This is a genomic window from Parasphingorhabdus sp. (assembly GCF_039982395.1).
Lineage (GTDB): Bacteria > Pseudomonadota > Alphaproteobacteria > Sphingomonadales > Sphingomonadaceae > Parasphingorhabdus.
In genome coordinates this window covers 151,370-175,551 of the sequence record NZ_JBDWYO010000001.1, presented here as the reverse complement: position 1 = coordinate 175,551, position 24,182 = coordinate 151,370, and the positions used below count along the sequence as shown (strand labels likewise).

General features: G+C 54.9%; 26 protein-coding genes. 21 read left to right on the top strand and 5 right to left on the bottom strand.

The genetic code is table 11. The features are described 5' to 3' along the window. Positions 1-51 precede the first annotated feature (51 nt). Entirely contained in the window at positions 52-1,575 is a 1,524-nt protein-coding gene (locus tag ABJV08_RS00895; protein ID WP_348039260.1) for a hypothetical protein, read from the top strand. Here the strand turns inward: ABJV08_RS00895 and ABJV08_RS00890 are convergent. After that, positions 1,565-2,602, bottom strand: coding sequence for a cysteine synthase family protein (locus ABJV08_RS00890; protein ID WP_348039261.1), 1,038 nt, complete (start codon positions 2,600-2,602; stop codon positions 1,565-1,567). The two genes, ABJV08_RS00895 and ABJV08_RS00890, sit on opposite strands and share 11 nt — an antisense overlap. 103 nt (positions 2,603-2,705) lie before the next feature. On the opposite strand from ABJV08_RS00890, the gene ABJV08_RS00885 reads away from it, so the two are divergent. Next, positions 2,706-3,176, top strand: coding sequence for an Lrp/AsnC family transcriptional regulator (locus tag ABJV08_RS00885; protein WP_348039262.1), 471 nt, complete (start codon positions 2,706-2,708; stop codon positions 3,174-3,176). Between the two features lie 72 nt (positions 3,177-3,248). Here the strand turns inward: ABJV08_RS00885 and ABJV08_RS00880 are convergent, their stop codons facing one another. Continuing rightward, the gene (locus ABJV08_RS00880; protein WP_348039263.1) at positions 3,249-3,947 is read right to left on the bottom strand and encodes a hypothetical protein; all 699 of its coding nucleotides are present in this window, start codon (positions 3,945-3,947) and stop codon (positions 3,249-3,251) included. A gap of 253 nt (positions 3,948-4,200) precedes the next feature. On the opposite strand from ABJV08_RS00880, the gene ABJV08_RS00875 reads away from it, so the two are divergent. Then, on the top strand, positions 4,201-5,328 hold the full coding sequence (locus ABJV08_RS00875; protein WP_348039264.1) for a hypothetical protein: 1,128 nt from the start codon (positions 4,201-4,203) through the stop codon (positions 5,326-5,328). A gap of 9 nt (positions 5,329-5,337) precedes the next feature. Continuing rightward, positions 5,338-5,784 carry a MarR family transcriptional regulator gene (locus ABJV08_RS00870; protein ID WP_348116081.1) on the top strand — a complete coding sequence of 149 codons (447 nt, stop codon included), beginning with the start codon at positions 5,338-5,340 and terminating at the stop codon, positions 5,782-5,784. Between the two features lie 15 nt (positions 5,785-5,799). On the opposite strand, the gene ABJV08_RS00865 is transcribed toward ABJV08_RS00870, so the two are convergent. Next, complete coding sequence (locus ABJV08_RS00865; protein WP_348039266.1) at positions 5,800-6,297, bottom strand: rhodanese-like domain-containing protein; 498 nt, start codon at positions 6,295-6,297, stop codon at positions 5,800-5,802. Positions 6,298-6,484: 187 nt separating this feature from the next. On the opposite strand from ABJV08_RS00865, the gene ABJV08_RS00860 reads away from it, so the two are divergent. Together ABJV08_RS00860 and ABJV08_RS00855 are read left to right on the top strand one after the other, a co-directional pair. After that, on the top strand, positions 6,485-6,889 hold the full coding sequence (locus ABJV08_RS00860; RefSeq protein WP_348039267.1) for a GxxExxY protein: 405 nt from the start codon (positions 6,485-6,487) through the stop codon (positions 6,887-6,889). A 69-nt stretch (positions 6,890-6,958) separates the two neighbouring features. Then, positions 6,959-8,530, top strand: a complete 1,572-nt coding sequence (locus ABJV08_RS00855) for a class I adenylate-forming enzyme family protein (protein ID WP_348039268.1) — start codon at positions 6,959-6,961, stop codon at positions 8,528-8,530. A 74-nt stretch (positions 8,531-8,604) separates the two neighbouring features. On the opposite strand, the gene ABJV08_RS00850 is transcribed toward ABJV08_RS00855, so the two are convergent. Next, positions 8,605-9,111: an LPXTG cell wall anchor domain-containing protein gene (locus tag ABJV08_RS00850; RefSeq protein ID WP_348039269.1), complete on the bottom strand. Its 507-nt coding sequence runs from the start codon at positions 9,109-9,111 to the stop codon at positions 8,605-8,607. 382 nt (positions 9,112-9,493) lie between these two features. Here ABJV08_RS00850 and ABJV08_RS00845 point away from each other — a divergent pair, with 382 nt between their 5' ends. Further along, complete coding sequence (locus tag ABJV08_RS00845) at positions 9,494-11,146, top strand: tetratricopeptide repeat protein (protein WP_348039270.1); 1,653 nt, start codon at positions 9,494-9,496, stop codon at positions 11,144-11,146. Positions 11,147-11,234: 88 nt separating this feature from the next. Then, positions 11,235-12,806, top strand: a complete 1,572-nt coding sequence (gene guaA / locus ABJV08_RS00840) for a glutamine-hydrolyzing GMP synthase (protein WP_348039271.1) — start codon at positions 11,235-11,237, stop codon at positions 12,804-12,806. A gap of 36 nt (positions 12,807-12,842) precedes the next feature. Here the strand turns inward: guaA and ABJV08_RS00835 are convergent, their stop codons facing one another. Beyond that, positions 12,843-13,262, bottom strand: coding sequence for a hypothetical protein (locus tag ABJV08_RS00835; RefSeq protein WP_348039272.1), 420 nt, complete (start codon positions 13,260-13,262; stop codon positions 12,843-12,845). A 799-nt stretch (positions 13,263-14,061) separates the two neighbouring features. Between ABJV08_RS00835 and ABJV08_RS00830 the strand changes: the two genes are divergently transcribed. From ABJV08_RS00830 to ABJV08_RS00770, 13 genes are all read left to right on the top strand, one after another. Continuing rightward, positions 14,062-15,069 carry an NAD(P)-dependent alcohol dehydrogenase gene (locus ABJV08_RS00830; protein ID WP_348039273.1) on the top strand — a complete coding sequence of 336 codons (1,008 nt, stop codon included), beginning with the start codon at positions 14,062-14,064 and terminating at the stop codon, positions 15,067-15,069. 29 nt (positions 15,070-15,098) lie between these two features. Then, positions 15,099-15,500, top strand: coding sequence for a GFA family protein (locus ABJV08_RS00825; RefSeq protein ID WP_348039274.1), 402 nt, complete (start codon positions 15,099-15,101; stop codon positions 15,498-15,500). Then, on the top strand, positions 15,460-15,936 hold the full coding sequence (locus ABJV08_RS00820; RefSeq protein WP_348422300.1) for a GNAT family acetyltransferase: 477 nt from the start codon (positions 15,460-15,462) through the stop codon (positions 15,934-15,936). The genes ABJV08_RS00825 and ABJV08_RS00820 overlap by 41 nt, the downstream gene beginning before the upstream one ends. Positions 15,937-15,939: 3 nt before the next feature. Continuing rightward, positions 15,940-16,635: a DUF4336 domain-containing protein gene (locus ABJV08_RS00815; RefSeq protein WP_348039276.1), complete on the top strand. Its 696-nt coding sequence runs from the start codon at positions 15,940-15,942 to the stop codon at positions 16,633-16,635. A 125-nt stretch (positions 16,636-16,760) separates the two neighbouring features. Then, positions 16,761-17,129, top strand: a complete 369-nt coding sequence (locus tag ABJV08_RS00810; protein WP_348019277.1) for an ArsC family reductase — start codon at positions 16,761-16,763, stop codon at positions 17,127-17,129. An 11-nt stretch (positions 17,130-17,140) separates the two neighbouring features. Next, positions 17,141-17,650 carry a metal-dependent hydrolase gene (locus ABJV08_RS00805; RefSeq protein ID WP_348052723.1) on the top strand — a complete coding sequence of 170 codons (510 nt, stop codon included), beginning with the start codon at positions 17,141-17,143 and terminating at the stop codon, positions 17,648-17,650. After that, complete coding sequence (locus tag ABJV08_RS00800) at positions 17,650-17,931, top strand: DUF427 domain-containing protein (protein WP_348039278.1); 282 nt, start codon at positions 17,650-17,652, stop codon at positions 17,929-17,931. Before ABJV08_RS00805 ends, ABJV08_RS00800 begins: the two co-directional genes overlap by 1 nt. 89 nt (positions 17,932-18,020) lie before the next feature. Further along, positions 18,021-19,025, top strand: coding sequence for a glycerophosphodiester phosphodiesterase (locus tag ABJV08_RS00795; RefSeq protein ID WP_348039279.1), 1,005 nt, complete (start codon positions 18,021-18,023; stop codon positions 19,023-19,025). A 44-nt stretch (positions 19,026-19,069) separates the two neighbouring features. Next, on the top strand, positions 19,070-19,942 hold the full coding sequence (gene panB / locus ABJV08_RS00790) for a 3-methyl-2-oxobutanoate hydroxymethyltransferase (protein ID WP_348039280.1): 873 nt from the start codon (positions 19,070-19,072) through the stop codon (positions 19,940-19,942). A 99-nt stretch (positions 19,943-20,041) separates the two neighbouring features. Then, positions 20,042-20,869 carry a tetratricopeptide repeat protein gene (locus ABJV08_RS00785; protein ID WP_348039281.1) on the top strand — a complete coding sequence of 276 codons (828 nt, stop codon included), beginning with the start codon at positions 20,042-20,044 and terminating at the stop codon, positions 20,867-20,869. Further along, positions 20,866-22,200 (top strand): PQQ-binding-like beta-propeller repeat protein, encoded by a 1,335-nt coding sequence (locus tag ABJV08_RS00780; protein ID WP_348039282.1) that lies wholly within the window; start codon positions 20,866-20,868, stop codon positions 22,198-22,200. Before ABJV08_RS00785 ends, ABJV08_RS00780 begins: the two co-directional genes overlap by 4 nt. Positions 22,201-22,231: 31 nt before the next feature. Beyond that, complete coding sequence (der, locus tag ABJV08_RS00775; protein WP_348039283.1) at positions 22,232-23,623, top strand: ribosome biogenesis GTPase Der; 1,392 nt, start codon at positions 22,232-22,234, stop codon at positions 23,621-23,623. Between the two features lie 134 nt (positions 23,624-23,757). Continuing rightward, on the top strand, positions 23,758-24,171 hold the full coding sequence (locus ABJV08_RS00770) for an Hpt domain-containing protein (RefSeq protein ID WP_348039284.1): 414 nt from the start codon (positions 23,758-23,760) through the stop codon (positions 24,169-24,171). Positions 24,172-24,182: the final 11 nt, after the last annotated feature.

Below are 24,182 nucleotides of genomic sequence, written 5' to 3'. Positions count from 1 at the left end.
TGTTATCAGTTTTAATCGATTGATGAACTGTTTATTTTGAGGGAATTAACAATGGCTTTGGCAGATCCTATGGCACCGGTATTGGTCGGAGTAGGCGAAGCAAGCGGCCAGAAACTAAAGCAATCGCAGGGACTTGAATGGCCCTCGACGGTTGATTTGGCGTCGGCCGCCGTCCAGCAGGCTTTGACAGATAGCGGAGCGGCAGAAAAACTTGCTGCTTCGATTGATTGCCTGCTTTCGATCCGTCTTTTCCATGATAGCGGTTTACCGCATGATTTCGGTTCGCCAGAGAATCACCCTGAAGCGGTGGCCACGGCCTCCGGTCTTGATCCGGCGACGCTGCTCTATGGCGATGTTGGCGGCCAGAGCCCGCAAAAGCATCTCAACAAGCTCGCCTGCCAGGTGCATGCGGGAGAATATAAGGCGGTGGTTCTCTCCAGCGCAGAGAATATGGGCACCGTCAAACGGGCGCGGCGCAGCGGCCATAAACTGGACTGGAACCAGCCGGCAACACGGGAAATGACCGACTTGCTGACCAATGAAGACAAGATGCTCACTGCCTATGAATGGCGGCAAGGCATTATCAATATGCCGATGGCCTACGGGATTGTCGAAAATGCCCGGCGCGCTAGACTGGGCATGGATCGGGAAAGCTATGCCAAAGACATGGCAAATCTATGGTCGGCCTTTGCCGCAGTGTCGATGACCCGCGATCACGCACAATTTGCACGCAACTGGACGCCGGAAGAATTGCTTGGCGATGACGATGGCAATTATCGTCTCAACGATCCTTATCGCCGCTGGATGGTGGCGCAGGATGCGGTCGAGCTGGGCGCCGCTGTAATTTTAACAACCGCTGGTCATGCTGCTGCGTTGGGGATTGACGAAGACAAGATCATTTATTTGCACAGCGGTGCGGATGCGAGCGTACCATTGATGAGCCATCAGGATGATTTGTCGATTTCTCCGGCCATGGAATTGGCTTTCCCCAAAGCACTGGAGTTAGCGGAGATGGAAGCCGATGATCTTGGCCCGATCGACATCTACAGCTGCTTCCCCGTCGCCGTCTCGCTAGCGATGGATGCGCTGGGTTCGCCGGATCGGACCTTGTCCTCCTATACGCTCACCGGCGGCCTCAGTTTCTTTGGCGGACCGGGCAACAGCTATAGTGCGCATGGCATGGTCGCGCTGGTTCAGGCTTTGCGCCGGGACGGTAGCAAGCCTGGTATGATTTCGGCCAATGGCGGCGTGATCAACAAGGAATCTGTAGGCATTTATGCTGCTCAGCCGGTTGCTGGCGGCTGGTCGCCCGACCGGATTGCCGCACCCGTGCGCCTATCGAAACCGGATCATGTCAAGGAAGAGCATTATTTTAGCGGCAAGGCTGTGATCAAAAGCTATGCCATGCCTTATGGCAAAGCCAGCCGCGGTGCGGCATCCCTGTGGCTCGAAGACGAGCAAGGCTTGCCTGCCGTTGGCGTTTTGCCCGATGCGCCAGAAGACACGGACTTGATCGGCCTGGCGGTGGATGTGGCTACAGCCGATGATCGCAATATCGCGAAGCTCAGCGGATAGTCTGCATATCCAGTAGCTCGATTTCGGGCGTCAGATAGCCGTCACGGCACGGCTCTTCTTTCGCCAGATCGGTCGACAGATATTTGCTATTGCTGTCAGCGAAAACGGTTGCCACGGCGCGGCAGGTGCCGTCGGTATCTGGTTGTTGCGCCAGCGCGCAGCGGGTCGCGGCAATCAGGTTGCCGCCGCTTGAAATTCCGACGCCGAGACCAAATTGCTTGCTCAGTTTCTGGGCCATCAATATCGCGTCGCCGTCGTTGACGCCGATGACGGAATCGACCTGATCCAGCTTGACGATCTCCGGGATAAACTCGTCTGATACCCCCTGTATGCGATGGTGCCCGACCTTGTGGCCGGTCGATAGGGTCGGGGATTCGATCGGTTCGACCGGATGAACGGCGATGCTGGGATCGCGTTCCTTCAGGAAACGGCCGATGCCCATGACCGTGCCGCCGGTGCCAACACCAGCAACAAAGCCACCAATCTGTCCGCCGTCTCCGGCTACCTGATTCCAGATTTCCGGCGCTGTGCCCTGACAATGGGCGTTGCAATTGTCCTGGTTGGAAAACTGGCGGGGCAGAAATGCGCCTTCGGTTTTGCCCAATGCTTCAGCCATGGCGATGGAGCCGAGAAACCCACCCTCTTCCTTGGACACCAGCCGGATGTCGGCGCCATGGCTGGCAATGATCGCGCGGCGTTCGACGCTCATCCAGTCTGGCATGAATATGGTGACCGGATGGCCGAGCGCTGTGCCGAGCGCCGCCATGGCGATGCCGGCATTGCCGCTGGTGGCTTCGGCGATCCGCTGGCCAGGTTGCAAGGTGCCCGTGCGTTTGGCGTTGCGGAGAATGTTCAGCGCCATCCGGTCCTTGATGCTGCCGGAGAAGTTATACATTTCAGCCTTGGCATAGACGACAATATCGCGGTCCGCGCAGCGCGCCGCGATCCGCAGCATCGGAGTGTTGCCGATCAACCCTGAAAGGCAGTGAAATTTGTCCTCTAATGTGCGTCCAACCTGATCGAGCATATTGTCTTCCCCTGAATATGCCGTTGATTATGGGGATGTGGCTATCAAATATCATTCTCAAAAATCCTTCAAATAGACAGTTATATGTGATAAAAATCTATAAATGAGCGATAAAGACAAAAATATTGATGATAATGACCGTAATATCCTGAAAGCTTTACAGCGGGATTCCAGCCTGTCGCTGGAAAATCTTGCGGCGCAGTTCAGTCTTTCGACCAATGCCTGCTGGCGGCGGATAAAGCGGATGGAGGCAGACGGAATCATCGCCCGTCGGGTAGCGATCGTCGATCCGGAGACGGTTGGTATCGGCATGACGGTCTTCGTCGCCGTGCGGACCAATGATCATAGCGACAAGTGGCTAGAGAAATTCGCCAAGGCGGCCTCGGCAATCGAAGAAGTGGTCGAGTTTTACCGCATGGCGGGCGAAGTGGACTATCTGCTGAAACTGCTGGTGCGCGATGTCGCTGACTATGACCGGGTGTATAAAAAGCTGATAAAGGCGGTGCCCTTGTCCGACGTGTCAGCCAGCTTCGCGATGGAGCGGATCAAATATGAGACGGCGGTACCGGTGTGAATGATCAACCGCGCAGGACGTGGTCCTTCCAAGAGCGGAGCATCAATGTGCACGCGCGATCGCGAGAATAGGTTAGCGTTGTTTTATTCTGTTCAGCGCCGACAAACCAAAAACCAATATCGCCGCGACTATGGGGGCAATGCTTAGCAGCATCGAAGAACTCAAGTTGGATATGCCAATGGCGAACAAACCCCAAGCTGCAGCGGCTCCATATAGCAGGGACCGAAGCCGATAGGCGTTATAGCCTGCAAAGCCTGTGGCCAAAACAAGCGCTATGACGGCTGCCGTATTTTCTTCGAAAAAACCATATCCGGCGAGCAGCAACCCGATGGATACGAATGATGCGGCTGACAGCCAGCCAGCATAAAGCGCGATCGGCCAGCGGGCAATCCAAGCGGGGGCAGCGCGATCCGATTGATAGGCTGCCATAAGGGCGGCGCTGAGCATGATCCAGATTAAGACTGTGGCCCAGATGGGGGAGAGGAGGGCTACTGGCAGCCAGGTTGCGCCGACCGAAAGGGATATGAAAAGCGCGACCCGGCCTCTGTCCCATTCTGCGTCTTCCCGATATTTGAAAACACCAAAGACCGCGTGGGCAATGAGCCACAAATAGATCAGGGCCCAAATGCTAAATGCCCAGCCGGCTGGCTGAATGGCCGCATTTCTTTGGGGGATTGGAAAGCGTTCAGGATCAAAGCCACCGAAATCTGGCGACAGAAATGGGACAATCGCAAATATGATGGTGGCGATCAGGATGAAAATGGCCTTCATGAACTTTGCTTCCCATAGGTTGTCGTGATTGTCACCCAACGATCCAAATTGCTGATCCACATCTTCAACTAGCCCACCAGCGTTGACGACTATATCGGTTTCTCCGTTGCGAAGCCAATGAATAGAATGGCTCTGTCGGTATGGAAAATAGCAGGTCGAATAACAGTTGCTCCAATTCACATAGCCAATTTTCTTGCATCCAATTAGATATCTAACTATATAGATAGACATCTAATTGGATGGAGAATCGCACATGGTCAGTCGCAGAATGATTTTGGGGGCTGGTCTTGGCGGATTGGCGCTGGTCGGAGCTGGCGGTGCCTGGCGGGTGACGCGGGTGCCGCAAACCGCCTTTGCCCCTTGGGACTTAGATGCGGCAGCCCCGGATGATATCCGGCTGGATGCGTTCCGCCATGCGATCCTTGCTCCCAATCCGCACAATCGGCAGCCCTGGGTCATTCGCCTGATCGGGGAGGATGAAGCCGAGATCAGCTGTGATCTCGACAGGCGCTTGCCCGTGACCGATCCCTTTGATCGTCAAATCACCATTGGTTTCGGCACATTTCTCGAAGTTGCCCGTATCGCTGCTCTGGAGCGTGGCTATGGGATGGTGGCCGAACTATTCCCCGATGGTGAAGCACAACCGCGGCTTAACGAGAGTCCCGTTGCACGCTTGAAGTTCGCCAAGGTGGAAGGTGAGGAGCAGGATCTTTTGTTTCCCGCAATAACCCTGCGCCGGTCCAACAAGGAAGTCTATGATCCTGCGCGCAAGGTGAGAGATATCATGCTGGAGACGATGACCTTGGAAGGCGGCGCTTTTTCCGCTGACCCGGAATTTGTCGCGCAGCTGCGGACGCAGATACTCAAGGCGATTGAGATCGAGATGACGACAGCGGCACCTTATATGGAAAGCGTTGATCTGATGCGTATCGGCCATGCGCAGGTGGATGAAAATCCCGACGGTGTCGATCTGAGCGGGCCGATGATCGAGGCTGGCATTGTCACGGGGCAAGTCGACCGTGCGCAGCTCGCTGATATGAACAGCGAAGCCTATAAGATTGGCCTCGAGCAAATGCGGGAAACTTACGGGTCGGTTCCGTCGCTGATCTGGATCATCACGCCGGGCAACACGCGCGCCGACCAGATTGAAGCCGGTCGCCAATATGTCCGGGCCAATCTAAACGCGACCAAGCTGGGCTTGGCTATGCATCCGATGAGCCAGAGCCTGCAGGAATATGATGAAGTCGCGGGTCCGTATCGTGATGTCCATGACCTGCTCGGAGCGACGGGTGATGAGCGGGTGCAAATGCTCGCCCGTGTCGGCTATGGACCGGCCATCGGGCCCAGCCCGCGCTGGCCTCTGGACAGTCACATTGTTTAGGTCGTTATGGTGAGTATCAAAGATCCGCTGGCTTTTCAGGTCTTCAACGAAATCGGAATCATCAACCAGCTGACCAACGCCGCTTTTGCTGCGGTTCTGCCCAAGGGCATGACGATTGCACAGTTCACTGTGCTCAACCATTTCATTCGGCTGGAACTCGATGCGCAATCGCCGGCCAAGCTCGCCAGAGCCTTTCAGATCACCCGGCCGACGATGACCAGCACGCTGGCGCGGATGGCAAAAGCGGGATTGGTGGTGATCAGAGCGGATCCCGAAGATGGCCGGGGCAAGCTGGTGTCGGTGACCGAATCAGGGCGGAAAATGCGAGATATCTGCCTCAATCAATTGGCGGGGCCATTGGCAGAGGCGAATGCCCTGTTGTCGCCGGAGATCATGGGAGAGCTATTGCCCTTGCTGCAGGATGTCCGCGCAAAACTGGATTCGCAACGCGATTGAGCGTCGCCTTAGGCTCTATTGGCTGATCCAGGAAATGGATGGGTCCTTCATCTGATAGGCGCCCTCCAGTTCGTAAATATTGCGATAGCCATAGCCATAGAGATTGATGAAGGTCGGGATGTTGAGTGCCAGTCTGGCTCTCTTTGATCGCACGGGTGCGATATTGTCGGTGAAATTATTGTTGCAGTAGATCAATATTTCGCGATCGTTCGCCTCTCCGATGACGGCTCTGAGACTGTCTTCCGTGAATTCTGAGAAGGGCAGGTTAACTGCTCCTTCGATATGGCCGGCGGCAAAGGCTGCGGCTGAGCGGGTATCGAGAATCATCGTGTCCGGCTTTGCCGCGCGCGCGCGGAAATCTTGCAGGTTGACCATGCGGTTTTGCCGGTAGCCGAACACTTCGCCGGTCAAACGTTCAAAACCGGCATAATCCACAAGAGCCTTTGGGGTTTCTTGAGCGACGGCCGGAGCGGCAAACAGGGTCGCTATGCATAAGATCAAGGAAATGCGCATATTTTCATCCAATCGCCATCGATATTGGTTGCGCGCATTTAACCCATGCTGAACGAGGCAAGGTCGGGTTGGAGACTTGGTGAGGCGATATTTACGTTTCGCTAACCATAGGATTTATCCAATCTGTCATGGAAGATGACTAGAGCCACGACAGCGCTGCTTGGAGCGCTGAAGAGGGACCCCACAATTGACTACATCATTACCGGCTCACGCCATTGGAAAACTCGAAACTGCGGCGATCGATACCGGATATCGTATTTATGACGAACTCGGTCCGGGCCTATTGGACAATGTCTATGAGCTGTTGCTTGCCGAAAGGCTGACCCGCGCCGGGCTCGAAGTGGAACGGCAGAAACCGATCCCGATCACCGTCGACGACCAGAGTTTTGACGAAGGGTTTCGTTGCGACCTTCTGGTCGCGGGAAAGCTGCTCATCGAGATCGTCTCGGCCGACCATCTGATGCCGATCGATAGCCAGCGGGTGACCACCTATTTGCGGTTGTTAAACCTGCCAATGGGATTGTTGATCAATTTTGGAGCGCCGAGTTTCAAGCAGGGCGTCAAACGGATTGCCAACGGTCATGCAAGCTAGCGGCGCGCGCTAGGGCCCTGCTCATTAAAGTAAGTTGCATTTTGTGCAGGGATGCGGAATCACCCGCGCATGACAAAATTAGACCCCTATCGCTATCTTGAACAGCCCTTTGGCCAACTGGCTGATCTCATCAACGCGCATGCCGTCAATCAACCGGACCGGATCGCGCTGGATGACGGGGTGGAGAAGCTCAACTGGTCCGAGACCGCCGCACAGGTAAACCGCATCGCGGCGCAACTGCAGGCGGATGGTCTGCAAAAGGGGCAGGCGGTTGCGATATTGGGAACCACCACGATCCGCTATGCGCTGGTCTATCTTGGCACGATTGTCGCGGGCGGTTGCGCGGCGCCGCTGACCACATCGGCCACCCCGAAACAGCTGGCCAATATGGCGCGTGATAGCGGTGCCATGCATTTGTTCATTGATGGCGTCAAACGCGCGGAGCTTTTGGAAAGCGGATTGGAACTGCCACCGCTCAACCATATCATGATGGATGCGGAGGAGCCGGATGCACCGCTGATGTTCGACTGGATGGCGGCCGAAGGCGCGACGCCCGCCGATCCCAAAACCGGTCCGAAAGACCCGTATAATATCATTTATTCCAGCGGCACCACCGGCACGCCCAAAGGCATTGTCCACAGCCGGCAGATGCGCTGGTACCAGATGGCGGTCGGCGAAAATTCTGGTTATGGCAAGCCGGGTCAAGTCTCGCTTTTTTCGACTCCGCTTTATTCCAACACGACGCTCGGTATCTTTGTCGCAACCATGGCCTATGGCGGCACTGCGGTGCTGATGCGCAAATTTGATTGCCAGCGCTGGCTGGAACTGGCGCAGGCGCATCGCGCGACTCACACGATGCTGGTGCCGGTCCAATATCAGCGGCTGATGGATTTCGAAGGATTTGACGATTACGATCTGTCGACTTTCACCCATAAATATTGCACCAGCGCGCCCTTCTCGGCGGAACTGAAGGCGGAAGTCATCAAGCGCATGCCCGGCGGCCTGATCGAGGTTTATTCGATGACCGAAGGCGGCGTGGTCTGCATCTTGCTCGCCCATGCCCATCCCGACAAATTGCACACGGTCGGTGTCGCCTGGGGTGGCAGCGAGGTGATCACCGTCGATGAAGAATTACAACAGCTTCCGCCGGGAGAAATGGGCGAATTGGTTGGACGGTCGCAGACAATGATGTCCGGCTATCAGAACCAGCCGGAAAAGACCGCCGAAGCCAGTTGGTATGACGAGAATGGCGACCGCTGGCAGCGAATGGGCGATATCGGTAAGGTCGACGAGGATGGCTTCATCACCTTGATGGGCCGATCAAAGGATATGATCATATCGGGCGGCTTCAATATCTATCCGCGCGATCTGGAAGAGGCGTTGATGGAACAGCCGGGCGTCGCCGATGCTGCTGTCATTGGTATTGATTCCCGGCAATGGGGTGAAACGCCGCTTGGCTTCGTTGTTGCCGAACCTGGCGTTGCGCTCGATCTAGACGCATTGAAAGCGGCAACCAATGAAGGCCTCGGCAAGACACAGCGCTTATCGGAATTGCGCATGATTGCCGAATTGCCACGCAGCCATATCGGCAAGATATTGAAAACCGAATTGCGTGATCTGGTTGAAAAAGCGCCAAACTAACCAGCAAATTTACAGCATGGAATAAAAAAGGGGCCGCGTTTCCGCAGCCCCTAATAGCTCTAGCATATTGAGTGTTATGCGAACGCGAGCTTATTTTGTGCAGGTGCAGCCTTGCGACGGCGTGCAAAGCCAAGACCGGCCAGCGCTAGGCCGAGCAGGCCAAATATGCCGGGGGCCGGAACCGGCGTTCCGCCTGTTGTTGGCGGCGTGTAGCTAGCGATTTTGGTAACATAGTCACCAGCCACAATTGGGTTGCCCCACCATGACCAAAGGTTGACGCGATCTTTGCTGAGGAATTTGATGATCTGCTGATGCGATGGATTGTCGGTATATTGTTGACCGTTCACGGAGCGTGTGCCGTCCAAACTATCAAGCTTATAGGCGCCCGTTGGGTTTGCGGTGCCGGTAAAATTGCCGAAATCGGAACCTGTGAAAGTCACATCGATTTTCGCGCCTTTCAAAGAACCGGATTTGGTGGTGCTGTCGATCGTAAGGACGTCACCATTGGTTTGCTTATATGTGTAGATCGCTGCTGCTGCAGGACTCGAAACGACCAATGCTGCTGATCCACATGCTGCCATGATAGCTGCTTTTCCAAGGAAATTTTTCATATTGGCTCTCTCATCGCCCATCTGGGCATTGTTTGTTACGTCCCCATTGCAAAACCGCATCTGGAATTGTCAGTAACTAAGCAATAGCTGTGCCTAAATCCGAATATCTTTATTTACATATAGTTTAGATGGTTAATTCGACGTAAATTATTTCATAATTGAAAGATCTTCCGACAGTCAAAGCTTAGCAACTATAGTTAAGTAATTTATTGGGTTTGTCCTTTTGACGCAGTTGCTGGACCTTGAAATCTAAACAACTGCAGGCGGTCCTTGGCTGAGTTGATCAGAAATCTTAACCAAAGATGGCGGATGTTAGCGAAGCGGAAAGATTTTTCGACTAGGGGAACCCACTATGAAAAAATCCACAAAAGCCCGCTTTTTCAGCAAATATGTCGTTCTTTTGGCGGCCAGCGCGGCGCTGGCGGCCTGTTCGATGGGATCGGGAGACCCTCTTGCTGAGGCCGCGGAGGCGCTCGAGCAACAGGATTATCAAGCTGCGCGCATTCACTTGATGACGGCGATGCAGGATGATCCATCCGATCCCCAAACCAAATATCTCTTCGCCAAGACCCAAATTGCGTTGGGCGATGGTGAAGCTGCGATGACGACACTTGATATGCTGGCTGGCAACAGTGAATATCAGGAACGGATCAAGCCATTGATTGCCCGGGCTCAATTGTTTCAGGGCAAAGCGGAGGAGGCTCTAGCGATTGCAGCAGAGCCTAAGGGCGAATTTGCCGACACATTACACGCCATCAAATTTCTCGCCCTCACCAATCTCGATCGGAGGGCTGATGCGAAGGTCGCCTTGGTTGAAGGATTTACGGCCAATCCGGACAATATTGAATTGTTGCAGATCGATGGCGGTGACAAATTGCAATATGGCGATATTGACGGTGCGATAGCGAGCGCAAAGCGGGTGCTTAAATTGGCACCCAAAAGCGCCGAGGCTTTATTGTTCGCCGGACGCGTATCGATGGCACAGCATCGCGGCAAACAGGCGCTGGGCTATTTTACCAAAGCAAGCGAAGTGCGTCCCGATTTGGTTGAAGCGGAGTTTCTGCGCGGCGGCGTGATGAAGGATCTTGGCGATCGGGCCGGTGCCCGCAAGTCTTTTAAATCGGTTTTGGCAGCATCGCCTCGGCACCCTTGGGCCACCTATTTGATGGCCGAAATGGATTTTCAAGACGGTGATGGTGCAGCTGCGTTTGAACGTTTGCAGGCGAGCAAAGCGAATTTGGATGCCGTGCCGCCTGCTTTGCGCTTAAAAGGCATTCTGGATGTGCAACGTGGCGCTTTTGAGCAGGCGATTGGCAAGTTGAACCGCTTTCTTTCGGCAAATCCTGCCGATGCCCAAACAATCACGACATTGGCAGAGGCTTATGCCAATGTTGGCGACAATGGTGCAGCATTGCGCACGATCTTGCCTTTGGCCCAGTCCGCAACCGCGCCATTGAATAGCTTAGAGCTTGCAGCGAACCTCGCCCAAAAAGCGAACGACCCGATTGCGGCATCGCTGGTTGAGCGCGCGCGCCAACTAAAGAAAAACCCGGATCTCGGCCGGATATTTGTAGCGGAACATGCGATCATTGGACGACGCTGGATGCAAGCGGAAAAAACCTATACCGAGCTGCTGGCAGGCAATCCTCAGCAGAAAGTGATGTTGCTGAACAATGCAGCGATGGTTCAGTTGAATATCGGTAAAGCTGAAAAGGCGCTCGGCTTCGCTCGCCAGGCCTATAAGATGGCCCCGGCAGATCCGATGGTTCAGGATACGCTCGGCTGGATTTTGCTACAGACCCGGACTGACAAGAAGGTCGCGCTGGAATTGCTTGAGAAGGCCGCCGCCGCGGCACCGGACAACGGGGAAATGCACTGGCATCTAGCCAACGCGCTAGCAGCCAATGGCAGGAAAGACGAAGCGCGGCAATTGATCTACAAATTGGCGGTCGAGGCCAATGACGGCGACAAGGTCAAATTGGCCAACCTGCTATCGTGGATTTGAACATTTTTTTTCTGGATCAAAGGTCCGGACGCAAGAAGGCGTAAAACCCACTGGACTAAAAACCCGGGCGCCATTAAGCGCCTAACCCATGTCCATAGCTCATGAAGAAACCATTCTGATCGTCGATTTCGGCTCTCAGGTCACGCAACTTATCGCCCGCAGGGTGCGCGAAGCGGGAGTCTATTCCGAAATAGCGCCGTTCAACAGCGCGGAAGAGGCCTTTCACCGGCTGAAACCCAAAGGGGTCATCCTGTCTGGATCGCCCGCCGGGGTTCCCGAAGAAGGCAGCCCGCGCGCGCCGGATGTGATTTTTGAAAGCGGCCTGCCGATCCTCGGTATCTGCTATGGCCAGCAGGTGATGACCCATCAGCTGGGCGGCACCGTTGAATCGGGTGATGGCGGTGAATTTGGCGGCGAATTCGGCCGCGCCATTATCGAGATTAGCGAAGAATGCGTTTTGTTCGACGGCCTGTGGAAGGTCGGCGAGCAGCATCAGGTGTGGATGAGCCATGGTGACAAGGTCACCGAATTTGCACCCGGCTTCCGGATCGTCGCGACCACTGAAGGCGCGCCATTCGCCCTGATCGCCGACGACGAGCGCCGCTATTATGGCACACAATTCCACCCCGAGGTCGTGCACACGCCGGCTGGTGGGAAGATGATCGCCAATTTCGTGCGTCATGTGTGCGGTTGCGCTGGTGACTGGACGATGGCGGAATATAAGGATGCGAAAATCGCCGAAATTCGGGCCCAGGTTGGCGACAAGAAAGTCATTTGCGGATTGTCCGGCGGTGTCGACAGCTCGGTGGCCGCGATCCTGATCCACGAAGCCATTGGCGATCAGCTGACCTGTGTCTTTGTCGATCATGGCTTGCTGCGCATGAACGAACGCGAGCAGGTCGAGACCCTGTTCCGTGACCATTATAATATTCCGCTGGTCGTGGTGGACGCTGAAGAACGGTTCATGGCCGGTCTTGCCGGACAGACCGACCCGGAAAAGAAACGCAAATTTATCGGCGGCGAATTTATCGAAGTCTTTGATGAAGAATCCGCCGGCGTCGGTGGCGCTGACTTCCTCGCGCAGGGCACGCTCTATCCCGATGTGATCGAAAGCGTCTCGTTCACCGGCGGGCCGAGCGTCACGATCAAATCGCACCATAATGTTGGTGGCTTGCCCGAGCGGATGAATATGAAGCTGGTCGAGCCTTTGCGCGAATTGTTCAAGGATGAAGTTCGCGATCTCGGGCGCGAGCTTGGCCTGAACGATCAATTCGTCGATCGCCATCCTTTCCCCGGCCCGGGCCTTGCGATCCGCATCCCCGGCGAAGTGACCAAGGAACGCTGCGACATTTTGCGCAAGGCGGACGCCATCTATCTCGAAGAAATCCGGAACGCCGGACTTTATGACGCGATCTGGCAGGCTTTTGCCGTGCTGCTTCCGGTGAAGACCGTCGGCGTGATGGGTGACAGCCGCACCTATGACAATGTCTGCGGCCTGCGCGCCGTGACCAGCACCGACGGCATGACCGCCGACGTCTATCCCTTCGAAGCGAGCTTCCTGACCCGCGTATCGACGCGTATCGTCAACGAGGTAAAGGGGATCAATCGGGTGGTCTATGATTATACGAGCAAGCCGCCGGGGACTATTGAGTGGGAGTGAGTCGGTTATGTACGGAGCTGCAGTAAGCGATCTGGACTAGAAATTTCGAGCCGCTTCTTTCGCTCGCGCACTTTCGGCTGTTAGCCCTTCCCTGGAAGGCAAATTCTCGGGCAATTTGATGTTTTTGGCTAGTCCAAGAAGCGCTAGAAGCTGGATGAAATTATATCCAATGTCGATCTGACCTTTGTACAGTCCGTGTCGGGCCGAAGCAGGAAAAGCATGGTGGTTGCTGTGCCAACTTTCTCCGACGGTCGGAATCGCTAGCCAAGGCGCGTTGTAACCTTGAATGGCAGCGTCATCCACTGACCAGTCCTGAGGGCCGTCGGTATGGGCAACATGAGCAATATACCAGTGCATCGTAAAACAAGCCGCCACCCGGACCAATACGCCCCAAACGACCCAAGACCATCCACCCAGTCCATAAAGAACAAGCGCCACTGGGATTTGATGTAGCATCCATGTTCTTTGCAAGAAGATATAAAAGGGATCATCGCTGATGCCTGGACCGGGATCGAAATTAGGCGGGTTTTTGAGTTTTAGTTTAAAGTTGAGATAGTAGAATCCATCAATCAATATCGGTTTGCCATGACGCAAAAACCAATGACATTCCGGTTGGCGTTGCGCCCAGTCTCTCAAGTCGTGTAAACTGATGGTCCATATGGGGCCGCCCATTCCAACAAGAACGCCAACCCAAATCATAAACCGTTCGAGCCATTTTGGGCAGTCGAAACTTTGGTGGATCAGTCGTCGATGGAAACCCACAGAATGCCCTATGCATAAAGTGACACCGGAAAGCACAAGGAAAACGGCTAGGCCACTCCAAGAAAATGTTAGCGGAGCTAAAACCAGAGCCGCAATAAGTATCGACATATTCCAGATTGAGCGAACCGGATCCCAAACTATGTTGCCGTCAACAGCGCTAGCCGTTTCCAATTGGCTAAGTGAGTTGACCTTGTAGGCACCCGAGGCTGCACCATCAGCGATGTTCATCCTGGTTTCTCGTCCTTCTTCACCCTATTTGATGAACCCAATTTTGCATATAACAACGGGGAGTAGCAATTGAAACTTCATCATCTAGCATCCCGCACCAAGTTCAGGCTGATGATAATCCGCACAAAGACACCAAGTCACAAAGCATCGCGTCAAATCTGGTGCCTTCGTGTCTTCGTGCGAGACATTCCGCATTTTCGATACTGGACCGCGCATGAAGCGCTGCTATCATGCTGAAAACCAAATCATAAGAGAGGTCACACCCATGAAAGCCATCCAACTCCACACGCCTGCATCGCTCGACAATCTCAAACTCGTCGACCTGCCCGATCCGGCGGCGCCCGGCACCGGTGAAATTGCCGTGCGGCTGCGCGCGTCCAGCCTCAACTATCATGACTATGCGGTGGTCAAAGGCATGATCCCGACGGCCGAAAATCGTATTCCGATGTCGGACGGCGCGGGTGAGGTTACCGCTGTCGGTGAAGGCGTTAGCGGTTTTGCGGTTGGTGATATGGTGGTTTCGACCTTTTTCCCGGACTGGATTGACGGGACACCGCCCGAAGGCGGGTTCCAGCGTGTCCCGGGTGACGGCATTGACGGCTATGCGGTTGAACAGGTCGTTGGCGCGGCCACGTCATGGACCAAGGCACCCGCCGGTTATAGCGCCGCGGAAGCCGCGACCCTGACCTGCGCGGGGCTTACCGCTTGGCGGGCGCTTTTTGTCGATGGCACGGTGAAGCCGGGCGATACGGTGCTGGTGCAGGGCACCGGCGGTGTTTCTATCTTTGCGCTGCAATTTGCCAAAGCGGCGGGTGCGACGGTGATCGCAACGTCGTCATCTAATGAAAAGCTGGAGCGGCTGAAGGCGCTCGGCGCGGATCATCTGATCAACTATAAAAAAGTCGAAGCCTGGGGACCGAAAGTGCTCGAACTGACCGGCGGCAAAGGCGTTGATTGCGTCGTTGAAATCGGCGGGGCTGGAACACTCGACCAGTCGATGATGGCGACCCGCATCGGTGGCCATGTTGCGCTTATCGGTGTTCTGACCGGTTTCGCCGGCCCGGTGCAAACCGCATTGCTGATGGCAAAGAATCTGCGCGTGCAGGGGCTGACCGTGGGCAGCCGAGCGCAGCAGCAGGACATGATCGCGGCAATTGAGGTCAATGGCCTGAAACCTGTGCTCGACAAATCCTTCCCGTTGGCCGACCTAGGCGATGCATTCCGGCATCAGGAATCGGGCCAGCATTTCGGTAAGATCATCGTCGATATTTGAAGGAGCCCTCGCGGTTGAAAGGAAGCAATATGATCAAGGGAAGCTGTCTGTGCGGATCGGTCACCTATGAAGCGGATTGCGACAATGGGCCGATCATCCATTGTCATTGCCAGACTTGCCGCAAAGCCCATAGCGCGGCCTTTTCGACCGTCATGCCGATCGCGCATGATGCTTTCCGATGGGCCAGCGGCGAAGATGTTCTGAACCGTTTCGAATCCTCGCCGGGAAAGAACCGTTATTTCTGCACTAACTGCGGATCGCAACTGATCGCCGAGCGGCTGGCGGCCAAGATGGTGCTGCTCAGAATAGGCTGTGTGGATACCGAAATTACCGACCGGCCTGACGCCCATATCTGGCGATCCGATGGCGCGCCATGGTATGATCCGGACCATGAAATCCGTCAGCTGGCGGAAGGCTATGTCAGGGCCTAGCGCCGCGATCAGAATGCAGATTTCTACCGCCAGTGAGTCCGACATGGGACAGGTCATCGCGCTGTGGGAGGCGTGTGAACTGACGCGCCCTTGGAATGATCCGGTGGCGGATTATCGTCTGGCTTTGGCGAATGAGACATCGGCGATATTGCTGGCGCGCGCAGATCGCGATCTGGTTGCCAGCGTTATGACCGGTTTCGACGGTCATCGCGGTTGGGTCTATTATCTGGCGGTTGATCCCGGTCACCAGAAGCAAGGTCTGGGAAGAAAGATGATGGAGGCGGCTGAGCAATGGCTGCGCGCGCGCGATGCGCCCAAAATCCAGTTGATGGTGCGGGATGACAATGATCGGGCTATCGGCTTTTACAATGCGCTGGGATATGATGTACAACCAGTGGTGACGATTGGAAAAAAATTGGGTCCGGAAAGCAGCTGAACGATGGAACAACTGGCCGATGAAATCTGGGTTGCCGAAGGCGATATTGTTGATTTTCACGGCTTTCCTTATCCGACCCGCTGCGTCATTGTTCGGCTTCCCAGTGGCGATCTATGGTGCTGGTCTCCGATTGCGCTGACGCCGGAACTAAAAGCAGCAATTGATCAGATTGGTCGGCCCAAACATCTGGTCAGCCCCAATAAAATTCACCATCTCTATCTGCAGGATTGGCAAGCGGCATGGCCGGACGCAAAGCTATGGGGCCCCGCTTCAACGATAAAAAAACGTTCCGATCTGGCCTTTGAAGCACCACTGACCGATGAACCGCCCGCCGCCTGGGAGGGGGCTATGGATCAAATCTGGTTCACAGGATCGCCGGTGATGGACGAAATGGTGTTTTTCCATCGGGCATCCCAAACCGCAATCCTCTGTGACTTGTCTGAAAATTTCAGCGACGCTTTTATCGCGAAACATTGGAAAGGCTGGAAAGGCTGGATCGCCAAGCCATGGGGCATCACCGAGGGGAAGGGCTATGCTCCACTTGAATGGCGCCTTTCCTTTGTCCGACGCAAAGCCACGCGGGCGGCACGGGATCAGCTGCTCGACTGGAATCCGGAGCGGGTGATAATGGCCCACGGCGAAATCCAACGCGCCCATGGACAAGCCTTTATAAAACAGGCTTTTGCCTGGCTCGATTGAAGACCTCTGGTTCAGGCGGCATGCAATTGCCTCTTGCGCGAAAGACAATTCTGATTAAGCCTCTTTGGCAAATGTAAGGATGATCATCATCGTCCGATGCGCTGCACAAGAACAGGACCAAGCCCATGAGCAACGAAACCAAAATGTACGGCATATCCAATTGCGACACCATCAAGAAGGCGCGCAACTGGATGGAGAAAAACGGCATCAACTATGTGTTCCATGATTATAAGAAATCCGGAATCACGCGGGAAAAGCTGGAAATGTGGGTGATGCAAGTTGGCTGGGAAACATTGGTCAACAAGCGCGGGACCACCTTTCGCAAACTGCCTGACATGGTGAAAGAAAATATCGGTGACGATACAGCGGTCATGGTGATGATGGAAAACCCCAGCATGATCAAACGACCGGTGCTGGAGCATGGCGAAGAGCTGGTCGTGGGCTTCAAGGCTTCGGATTACGAAGCGGCAGGACTGACTGCGCGCAACAGCTAATGCCGACGATCATGTCCCATGCCGCGGTGCCGCTCGCCGGCGCCTTGATTTTGGGACGCAGCAAGCTGTCTTTGCCGGTGATCGCAACCGGCTTGTTCTTTGCGATGGTGCCAGATGCTGACGTCGTCGGTTTCGGTTTCGGTATCGACTATGCTGACAGCTGGGGTCATCGGGGTGCGACTCACAGTTTGGTTTTTGCCGCAGCGGCGGCTTTATTCGCCACTGCAGTGTTAAGGCCTAAGCGCTTCGGCGTGGTTACCCTGTTTCTGTTCGTATCGATGGCCTCGCACGGACTGCTCGACATGTTGACCAATGGCGGACTGGGTGTCGCCTTATACTGGCCGTTTGACACCGCGCGTCATTTCGCTCCGCATACCCCGATTGCCGTATCGCCTATCGGGATTTCTGATTTTATCAGCGATCGTGGCATCAAAGTGTTATATTCCGAAGCTATATGGATTTGGATACCTCTGACATTAATTGCTGCCGTCGGATTCGGAATCAGGAAAAGGATGAGCTAATGGTCGCAGCAAGATGGAATGGCGTGGTGATAGCGGAGAGTGACGACACAGTGGTGGTTGAGGGCAATCACTATTTTCCCCGTGACGCCGTTTGGTCGAAATATCTGATGCACAGCGACAAAAGCAGCCACTGTCCCTGGAAAGGCGATGCATCCTATTTCAGCCTGGTCGTCGATGGAGAAACCAACGAAGATGCCGCTTGGCATTATCCCGAGACCAAAGAGGCAGCTGCCGAAATCGCGGGACGGATTGCCTTCTGGAATGGCGTAGAAGTCGGATAGAGATGCGCGCGCGGATTGCCTTGTCTTTCCTGTGCGCTCTGGTTTTGACCGCATGTGGGGTAGAGGCTGAGCAGGCCGGAGGAGCGAGCATGAATGTCACGACATTGACCGGAGCGAGACCCGTCATCATCGCCCATCGCGGCGCCAGCGGCGAACGTCCGGAACATACGCTTGCCGGATATCAACTGGCGATTGAGCAAGGCGCGGATTTTATCGAACCCGATCTGGTGCTGACCAAAGATGGTGTGCTGGTGGCCCGCCATGAAAACCAGATTGGTGACACCACCGACGTGGCCGACAAGCCGGAATTTGCGGATCGCAAAACTAGCAAGACGATAGACGGGCAACCGTATGAAGGCTGGTTTACCGAAGATTTCACGCTTGCCGAGTTGAAGACGCTACGCGCCAAAGAGCGTCTGCCCGAACTGCGGGAGGCCAATATGCAATATGACGGCCAATTTGACGTACCGACCTTTGAAGAAATCTTGCAGCTGCTGCAGCGACATGAACAGCAAAGCGGAACACGGATCGGCGTGTATCCCGAGACGAAACATCCCTCTTATTTCAACTCAATTGGACTGGCGCATGAAGGCCCGCTGTTGGCGTTGCTCGCACAATATGGTTTTGATGGCCCGGATGACCCGATATTCATCCAATCATTCGAGGTGGGCAATCTAAAAGCGCTCGCCAAGAAAACAGAAGTCCGGCTGGTGCAATTGGTTGCCAGCGAAGGAGGGCCACCCGATCGGGAGCATATCGCATATACAGACATGCTCACTGCCGGTGGACTTAACGCAATCGCTGCTTATGCCGACGGGATTGGGCCATCGAAAGATCAGGTGATTGCTCGCAACGCGATCGGTCAACTGACCGAAGCCACTGGGTTGGTAGAGGCCGCGCATAAGGCAGGGCTCACCGTCCATCCATGGACCTTCCGGGCAGAAAATTACTTTTTGCCAACGGATTTCAAAAGCGGAGTTGATCCGCGTGATTCCGGTGACCTGGAGGCAGAAGTTCAGGCGTTTGTTGCCGCTGGTGTAGACGGTCTGTTCAGCGACAATCCCGGGCGTGCGGTGACTGCGCGGGACCGATGACGGCAAGGCTGGCCTTATCTGTGAAGTGAGGCTAAACATATTGCATGTCTACAACCTTCAAACTCGACACTTCGACAAGCCGCGCCAATCCGCGGCCACAGCCTATGCGCAGGCTGTCCGTTCCCAAAATCCAGGGCCGCAAGGTCGACGGGGTAACCGCAGAACCGGTGGTGATGCTGACCGCATATACCGCGCGATCGGCACAATTATTGGATGCCCATTGCGATATGCTGCTGGTTGGAGATTCGCTGGCACAGGTGATTTACGGGCTTGATTCGACGATTCCCGTCACTCTCGATATGATGTGCAACCATGGTGCGGCGGTCGTTCGCGGTAGCTACCATAGCGTTGTAGTGGTCGACATGCCGTTCGGATCTTATGAAGGCTCTCCAGAACAAGCCTATGAAAGCGCTGCCCATATACTCAAGGCGACCGGCGCTGCTGCAGTAAAGCTTGAGGGCGGCGAAGTGATGGCGGGAACCGTTGAATTTCTGGTGCAGAGGGGCATTCCGGTGGTCGGCCATGTCGGCCTGACTCCTCAGGCGATCAACGTGCTGGGCGGCTATGCAGCGCGGGGCCGCAGTGATGCGGAAGCGAAGAAAATAGTCGGTGATGCGGTTGCTCTCGACAAAGCCGGGGCCTTTGCGATCGTGCTGGAAGGCGTGTTGGAACCGATCGCGATCGAAGCGACCAAGGCCGTCGATGCGATCACCATTGGCATCGGTGCATCGGCGCAATGTGATGGTCAGGTGCTGGTCACCGAGGATATGCTGGGCATGTTCGACCGCACCGCCCGTTTCGTAAAACGCTATCATAATATTTCCGAACAAATCGATCAGGCGGCCGAACAATATGCCGCAGAGGTCCGGGAACGCAGCTTCCCGGGACCAGACCAACTCTATCAACCGAAGAAATAGCGATTTTCTTGCTTTCTATCCTGTCTCCGTTCAGCCTGTAGAAATGGTCAATAGACTTTTACATTTGCTAATGCGGACGCTAAAGGACAGCCGATTGCATTGTGCCTTCGTCTGACCGGCGATTGCGACACGCTAAACAGATTTGAGGAAGCCACATTGGCCAAAGACGAAGACAAAGCACCCGAAGAGCAGCCAGACCGCCAGGAGCAAGTGTTTCTGCGCGAAGTAGACGAAGCGGTGCGTGAAGATCAGTTGAAAAATTTTGTGACCCGCTACGGGATATGGATTTTTGCAGCCATTGTTATCGGACTGGGATCTTTGGCGAGCTGGATATTCTATCAAAATAGTCAGAGCGAAGATTCTGGCATTCGTAGCGAAGAATATGTCGCTGCCGTCGATAGTATCCGTCAGGAAAACCTAGATGGTGCTGCCACGGCGCTAACGCCGCTCATGGAAGCTGAGCAGGTTGGTTATCGGGCCGCCGCACAATTGCTGCAGGCCAATATTGCTTTGGAGAAAGAAGATCCGGAAAAGGCTATTGCTGGCTATGGCAAGGTCGCTGCAGACGAAAGCCTGCCAAAACCGTTTCGTGATCTCGCGCTTATCCGTCAAACAGCGGCAGAATTTGATTCCCTGACGCCACAGCAAGTTGTCGATCGGCTCAAATCGCTTGCTGTTCCGGGGAACCCATGGTTCGGTAGCGCCGGCGAAATGGTCGCAATATCCTACTTGAATATGGAAAAATCTGATCTAGCGGGCCCGCTATTTGCCCAGCTGGCGAAAGATGACAGTGTTCCGGCCACAATTCGTTCTCGTGCTTTGCAAATGGCAGGTGTCGAAGGCATTGACGCCGTCGAAATGGACAGCGATGATAACAAGCCAGCGCCGGAAAACGCGGACGCGGCTGAGGGAGAATCCAAGGAATGATTTCCGGTAAGAAACTGATCGCTAGCCTATTGGCGCTATCCTTGTTGTCCGGTTGCGGCATATTGGGCGGCGGCGATGGCGAAGACAAGAAAAGCACACCAACCCTGGGCAAGCGCACACCGATTTTAAGTGGTGAAAGCGGTGCAGAAGTTGATCCAGCGCTAACGTCAATTGCCGTTATTTTGCCGGCTCCAGTCGCCAATAGCGAATGGGCGCAATCGGGCGGCAATGCGAGCAAATCCATTGGCCATGTTGCCCTAAGCGGTAGTCTCGGAAGAGTCTGGACCGCCGACATTAGCGGCACCAACAAAAGGGAACGGCTTGCCGCTGCGCCCGTAGTGTCTGGCGGACGGTTGTTTGCTACCGACACACAAGCCCGGGTGCATGCCTTTGATGCAGCCACCGGAGCGAAAATCTGGTCCACCCAGATCGAAGTCAAAGGAGACGGTGAAACTTCGCGCTTTGGCGGCGGAGCCAGTGTTTTCAACAATATCGTTTATGCCACCAATGGCGTCGGTGATGTTGTCGCTCTGAACGCAGCGGATGGTAGCCAGATTTGGAAAGTGCGTCCGGCCGGCCCCTTGCGCGGGTCGCCAACGATTTCCAACGGCAATATCTATGTGATGACGCAGGACAACCAAATCTATGCACTCAGCATGACCGATGGTTCGGTGCAGTGGAACGAAGCCGGCACAGTAGGGCTGGCCGGCATTTTCGGTGTTGCCGCGCCCTCTGCTGGACAAGGTACGGTATTGGCCGGCTATTCATCGGGCGAATTGACGGCCTATCGGTATGAAAATGGTCGCAATTTGTGGAATGACGCGCTCGCGCGGACCAGCATTTCCACCTCTGTGTCGACATTGTCCGATATTGATGCCGATCCGGTGATCGATCGCGGCCGGGTTTTTGCTCTCGGGCAGGGTGGCCGTATGGCAGCTTATGAGCTGGTCACGGGGCAGCGGATTTGGGAATTGAATATCGCTGGCATAACAACCCCGGTAGTGGCCGGTGAATGGGTGTTCGTGCTGACCGATGATGCCAAGCTGCTGTGCATTGCGCGGCCGAATGGCAAGGTTCGCTGGATCAGCAAGCTTGCGTCCTTCAAGAACGAAGAGAAGAAGAAAAATCCGATCAGTTGGACGGGGCCGATCTTAGCTGGAAATCGCTTGATTGTTGCCAGCACCGAAGGTGAGGTCGTGTCGATCTCGCCGGGCGAAGGGTCTAGTCAAACATTGTTCGAACTGAACAATGGCGTTTCGCTACCCCCGGTTGTTGCTGGCGGCATGCTATATATTCTCGACGACAGTGGCCGGATTTCCGCGTTCCGCTGAGGATCAGAAAAGAAGGATAGGGACCGGCTTTATGCTGCCCAATATCGCAATTATCGGTCGACCCAATGTCGGCAAATCGACCCTGTTCAACCGCCTGGTTGGCAAAAAACTGGCGCTTGTCGACGACAGGCCCGGCGTCACGCGTGATCGCCGCGAAGGACCGGCCAATTTGCTTGGTCTTGAATTTAACGTCGTCGACACGGCTGGCTATGAAGACGAGGATGCCAAGAGCCTGCCCGGACGGATGCGCAAACAGACAGAGATGGCGGTCGCTGGCGCGGAGCTGGCGATATTCGTGATCGATGGCCGCGCAGGCCTCACGCCGCTTGACGAAGAAATCGCCCGCTGGCTGAGAAGTTCAAAAACACCGGTTGTGTTGCTGGTCAACAAGGCTGAAGGCCGAGCAGCGGAATCCGGTATATTGGAAAGCTACTCGCTCGGCTTTGGCGATCCCATTCCGTTTAGCGCAGAACATGGGGATGGCGTTTCCGACCTGTTCCAGGCCATCCAGCCCTATGTCGAGAATTTCAAAGCGGCTGTATTGGAAGAGCCTACGGATGAATCCGCACCTCTGAAGCTTGCAATTGTCGGGCGGCCGAATGCCGGAAAATCGACATTGATCAACAAGATGCTGAATGAAGACCGGCTGATTACCGGTCCGGAAGCAGGAATCACACGCGACAGCATCACTGTGGATTGGAACTGGCATGATGACGCGCTGACGGAAGATGAAAAACTGGACGGTATCGAGCCGGATCGGAAAGTACGCTTGATCGACACTGCTGGCATGCGCAAGCGGGCGAAGGTCAATGACAAGCTAGAAAAACTGGCTGTGGCAGACGCCCGGCACGCAGTGGATTTTGCCGAAGTGGTGGTGCTGCTGCTGGATGCAACCAAAGGCCTCGAGGCGCAGGATTTGCGCATTGCCGACCATGCGATCCAAGAAGGCCGTTGTGTCGTAATCGGGATCAACAAATGGGATGTTGCCGAAGGGCCAAGCAAATTGTTCAACGGTATCCGTGCGGCATTGGATGATGGATTGGCACAGGTTCGTGATGTACCGATGATTGCTGTGTCAGCGTTCACCGGCAAGGGCATTGATCAGCTCATGAAAGCGGCGTTCCAGGCTCGCAGAATCTGGTCGCAACGGGTTTCAACCGGAACACTCAACCGCTGGTTTGAAGACGCGATTGCCGACAATCCTCCTCCCGCACCGGGCGGTAAGCGGATCAAGTTGCGCTATATCACACAGGCCAAAACGCGGCCGCCATCTTTCGTGATTTTCGGGACACGGGTTGATGATCTGCCAGAAAGCTATCGTCGTTATCTGGTGAACGGTATTCGACGTGAACTTGGCTTTGGTGGCGTACCCGTGCGTTTGATCATCCGTGCGCCCAAAAACCCCTATCATGAAAAAGAATGATTTTTCCAAAAGATAGTTAACCTCAAGGCTGATCTTGGTTAATTATATTTGAACATGGTAATAAATTTTTTACCGGTTATCGCTTAGTCCAGCCCAGAGTAGCGCATTTTCGCTATTCTTGTTGGGAACTTTCGGTGGCACCATTGGAAATAGAACTGATTGATTGGACGGTCTGCACCGAAACCCGTTCGGCGCTCGGTCCAAATTTCGTCCGGATTCTCGGCTATTTTCGAGAGGATGGTGCGGACTCTATTGAAAAGATCGAAAACGCGATGCGGGCGAAAAATCCCATTGCCATGGTTGATGCAGCGCACAAGCTGAAAGGCGAGGCGCTGCAATTTGGAGCTATGCGCCTAAGCGCCACCACAGAAATTATCGAGACGACTGCCCGCGCTTGTGTGGAGCATCATGAAACCCCTGACGACGTGATTGAACTCGTCGTCGCTCTGCGGTCGATGTTTGAAGAAACACTGGCCATATTGGAAGAAGATGTCAGTCCGGTGGTCCAGCAACGTCACCCTCAGGGTTTCGGTCGCCGGTTCGGCTAATTCGGCCTTCT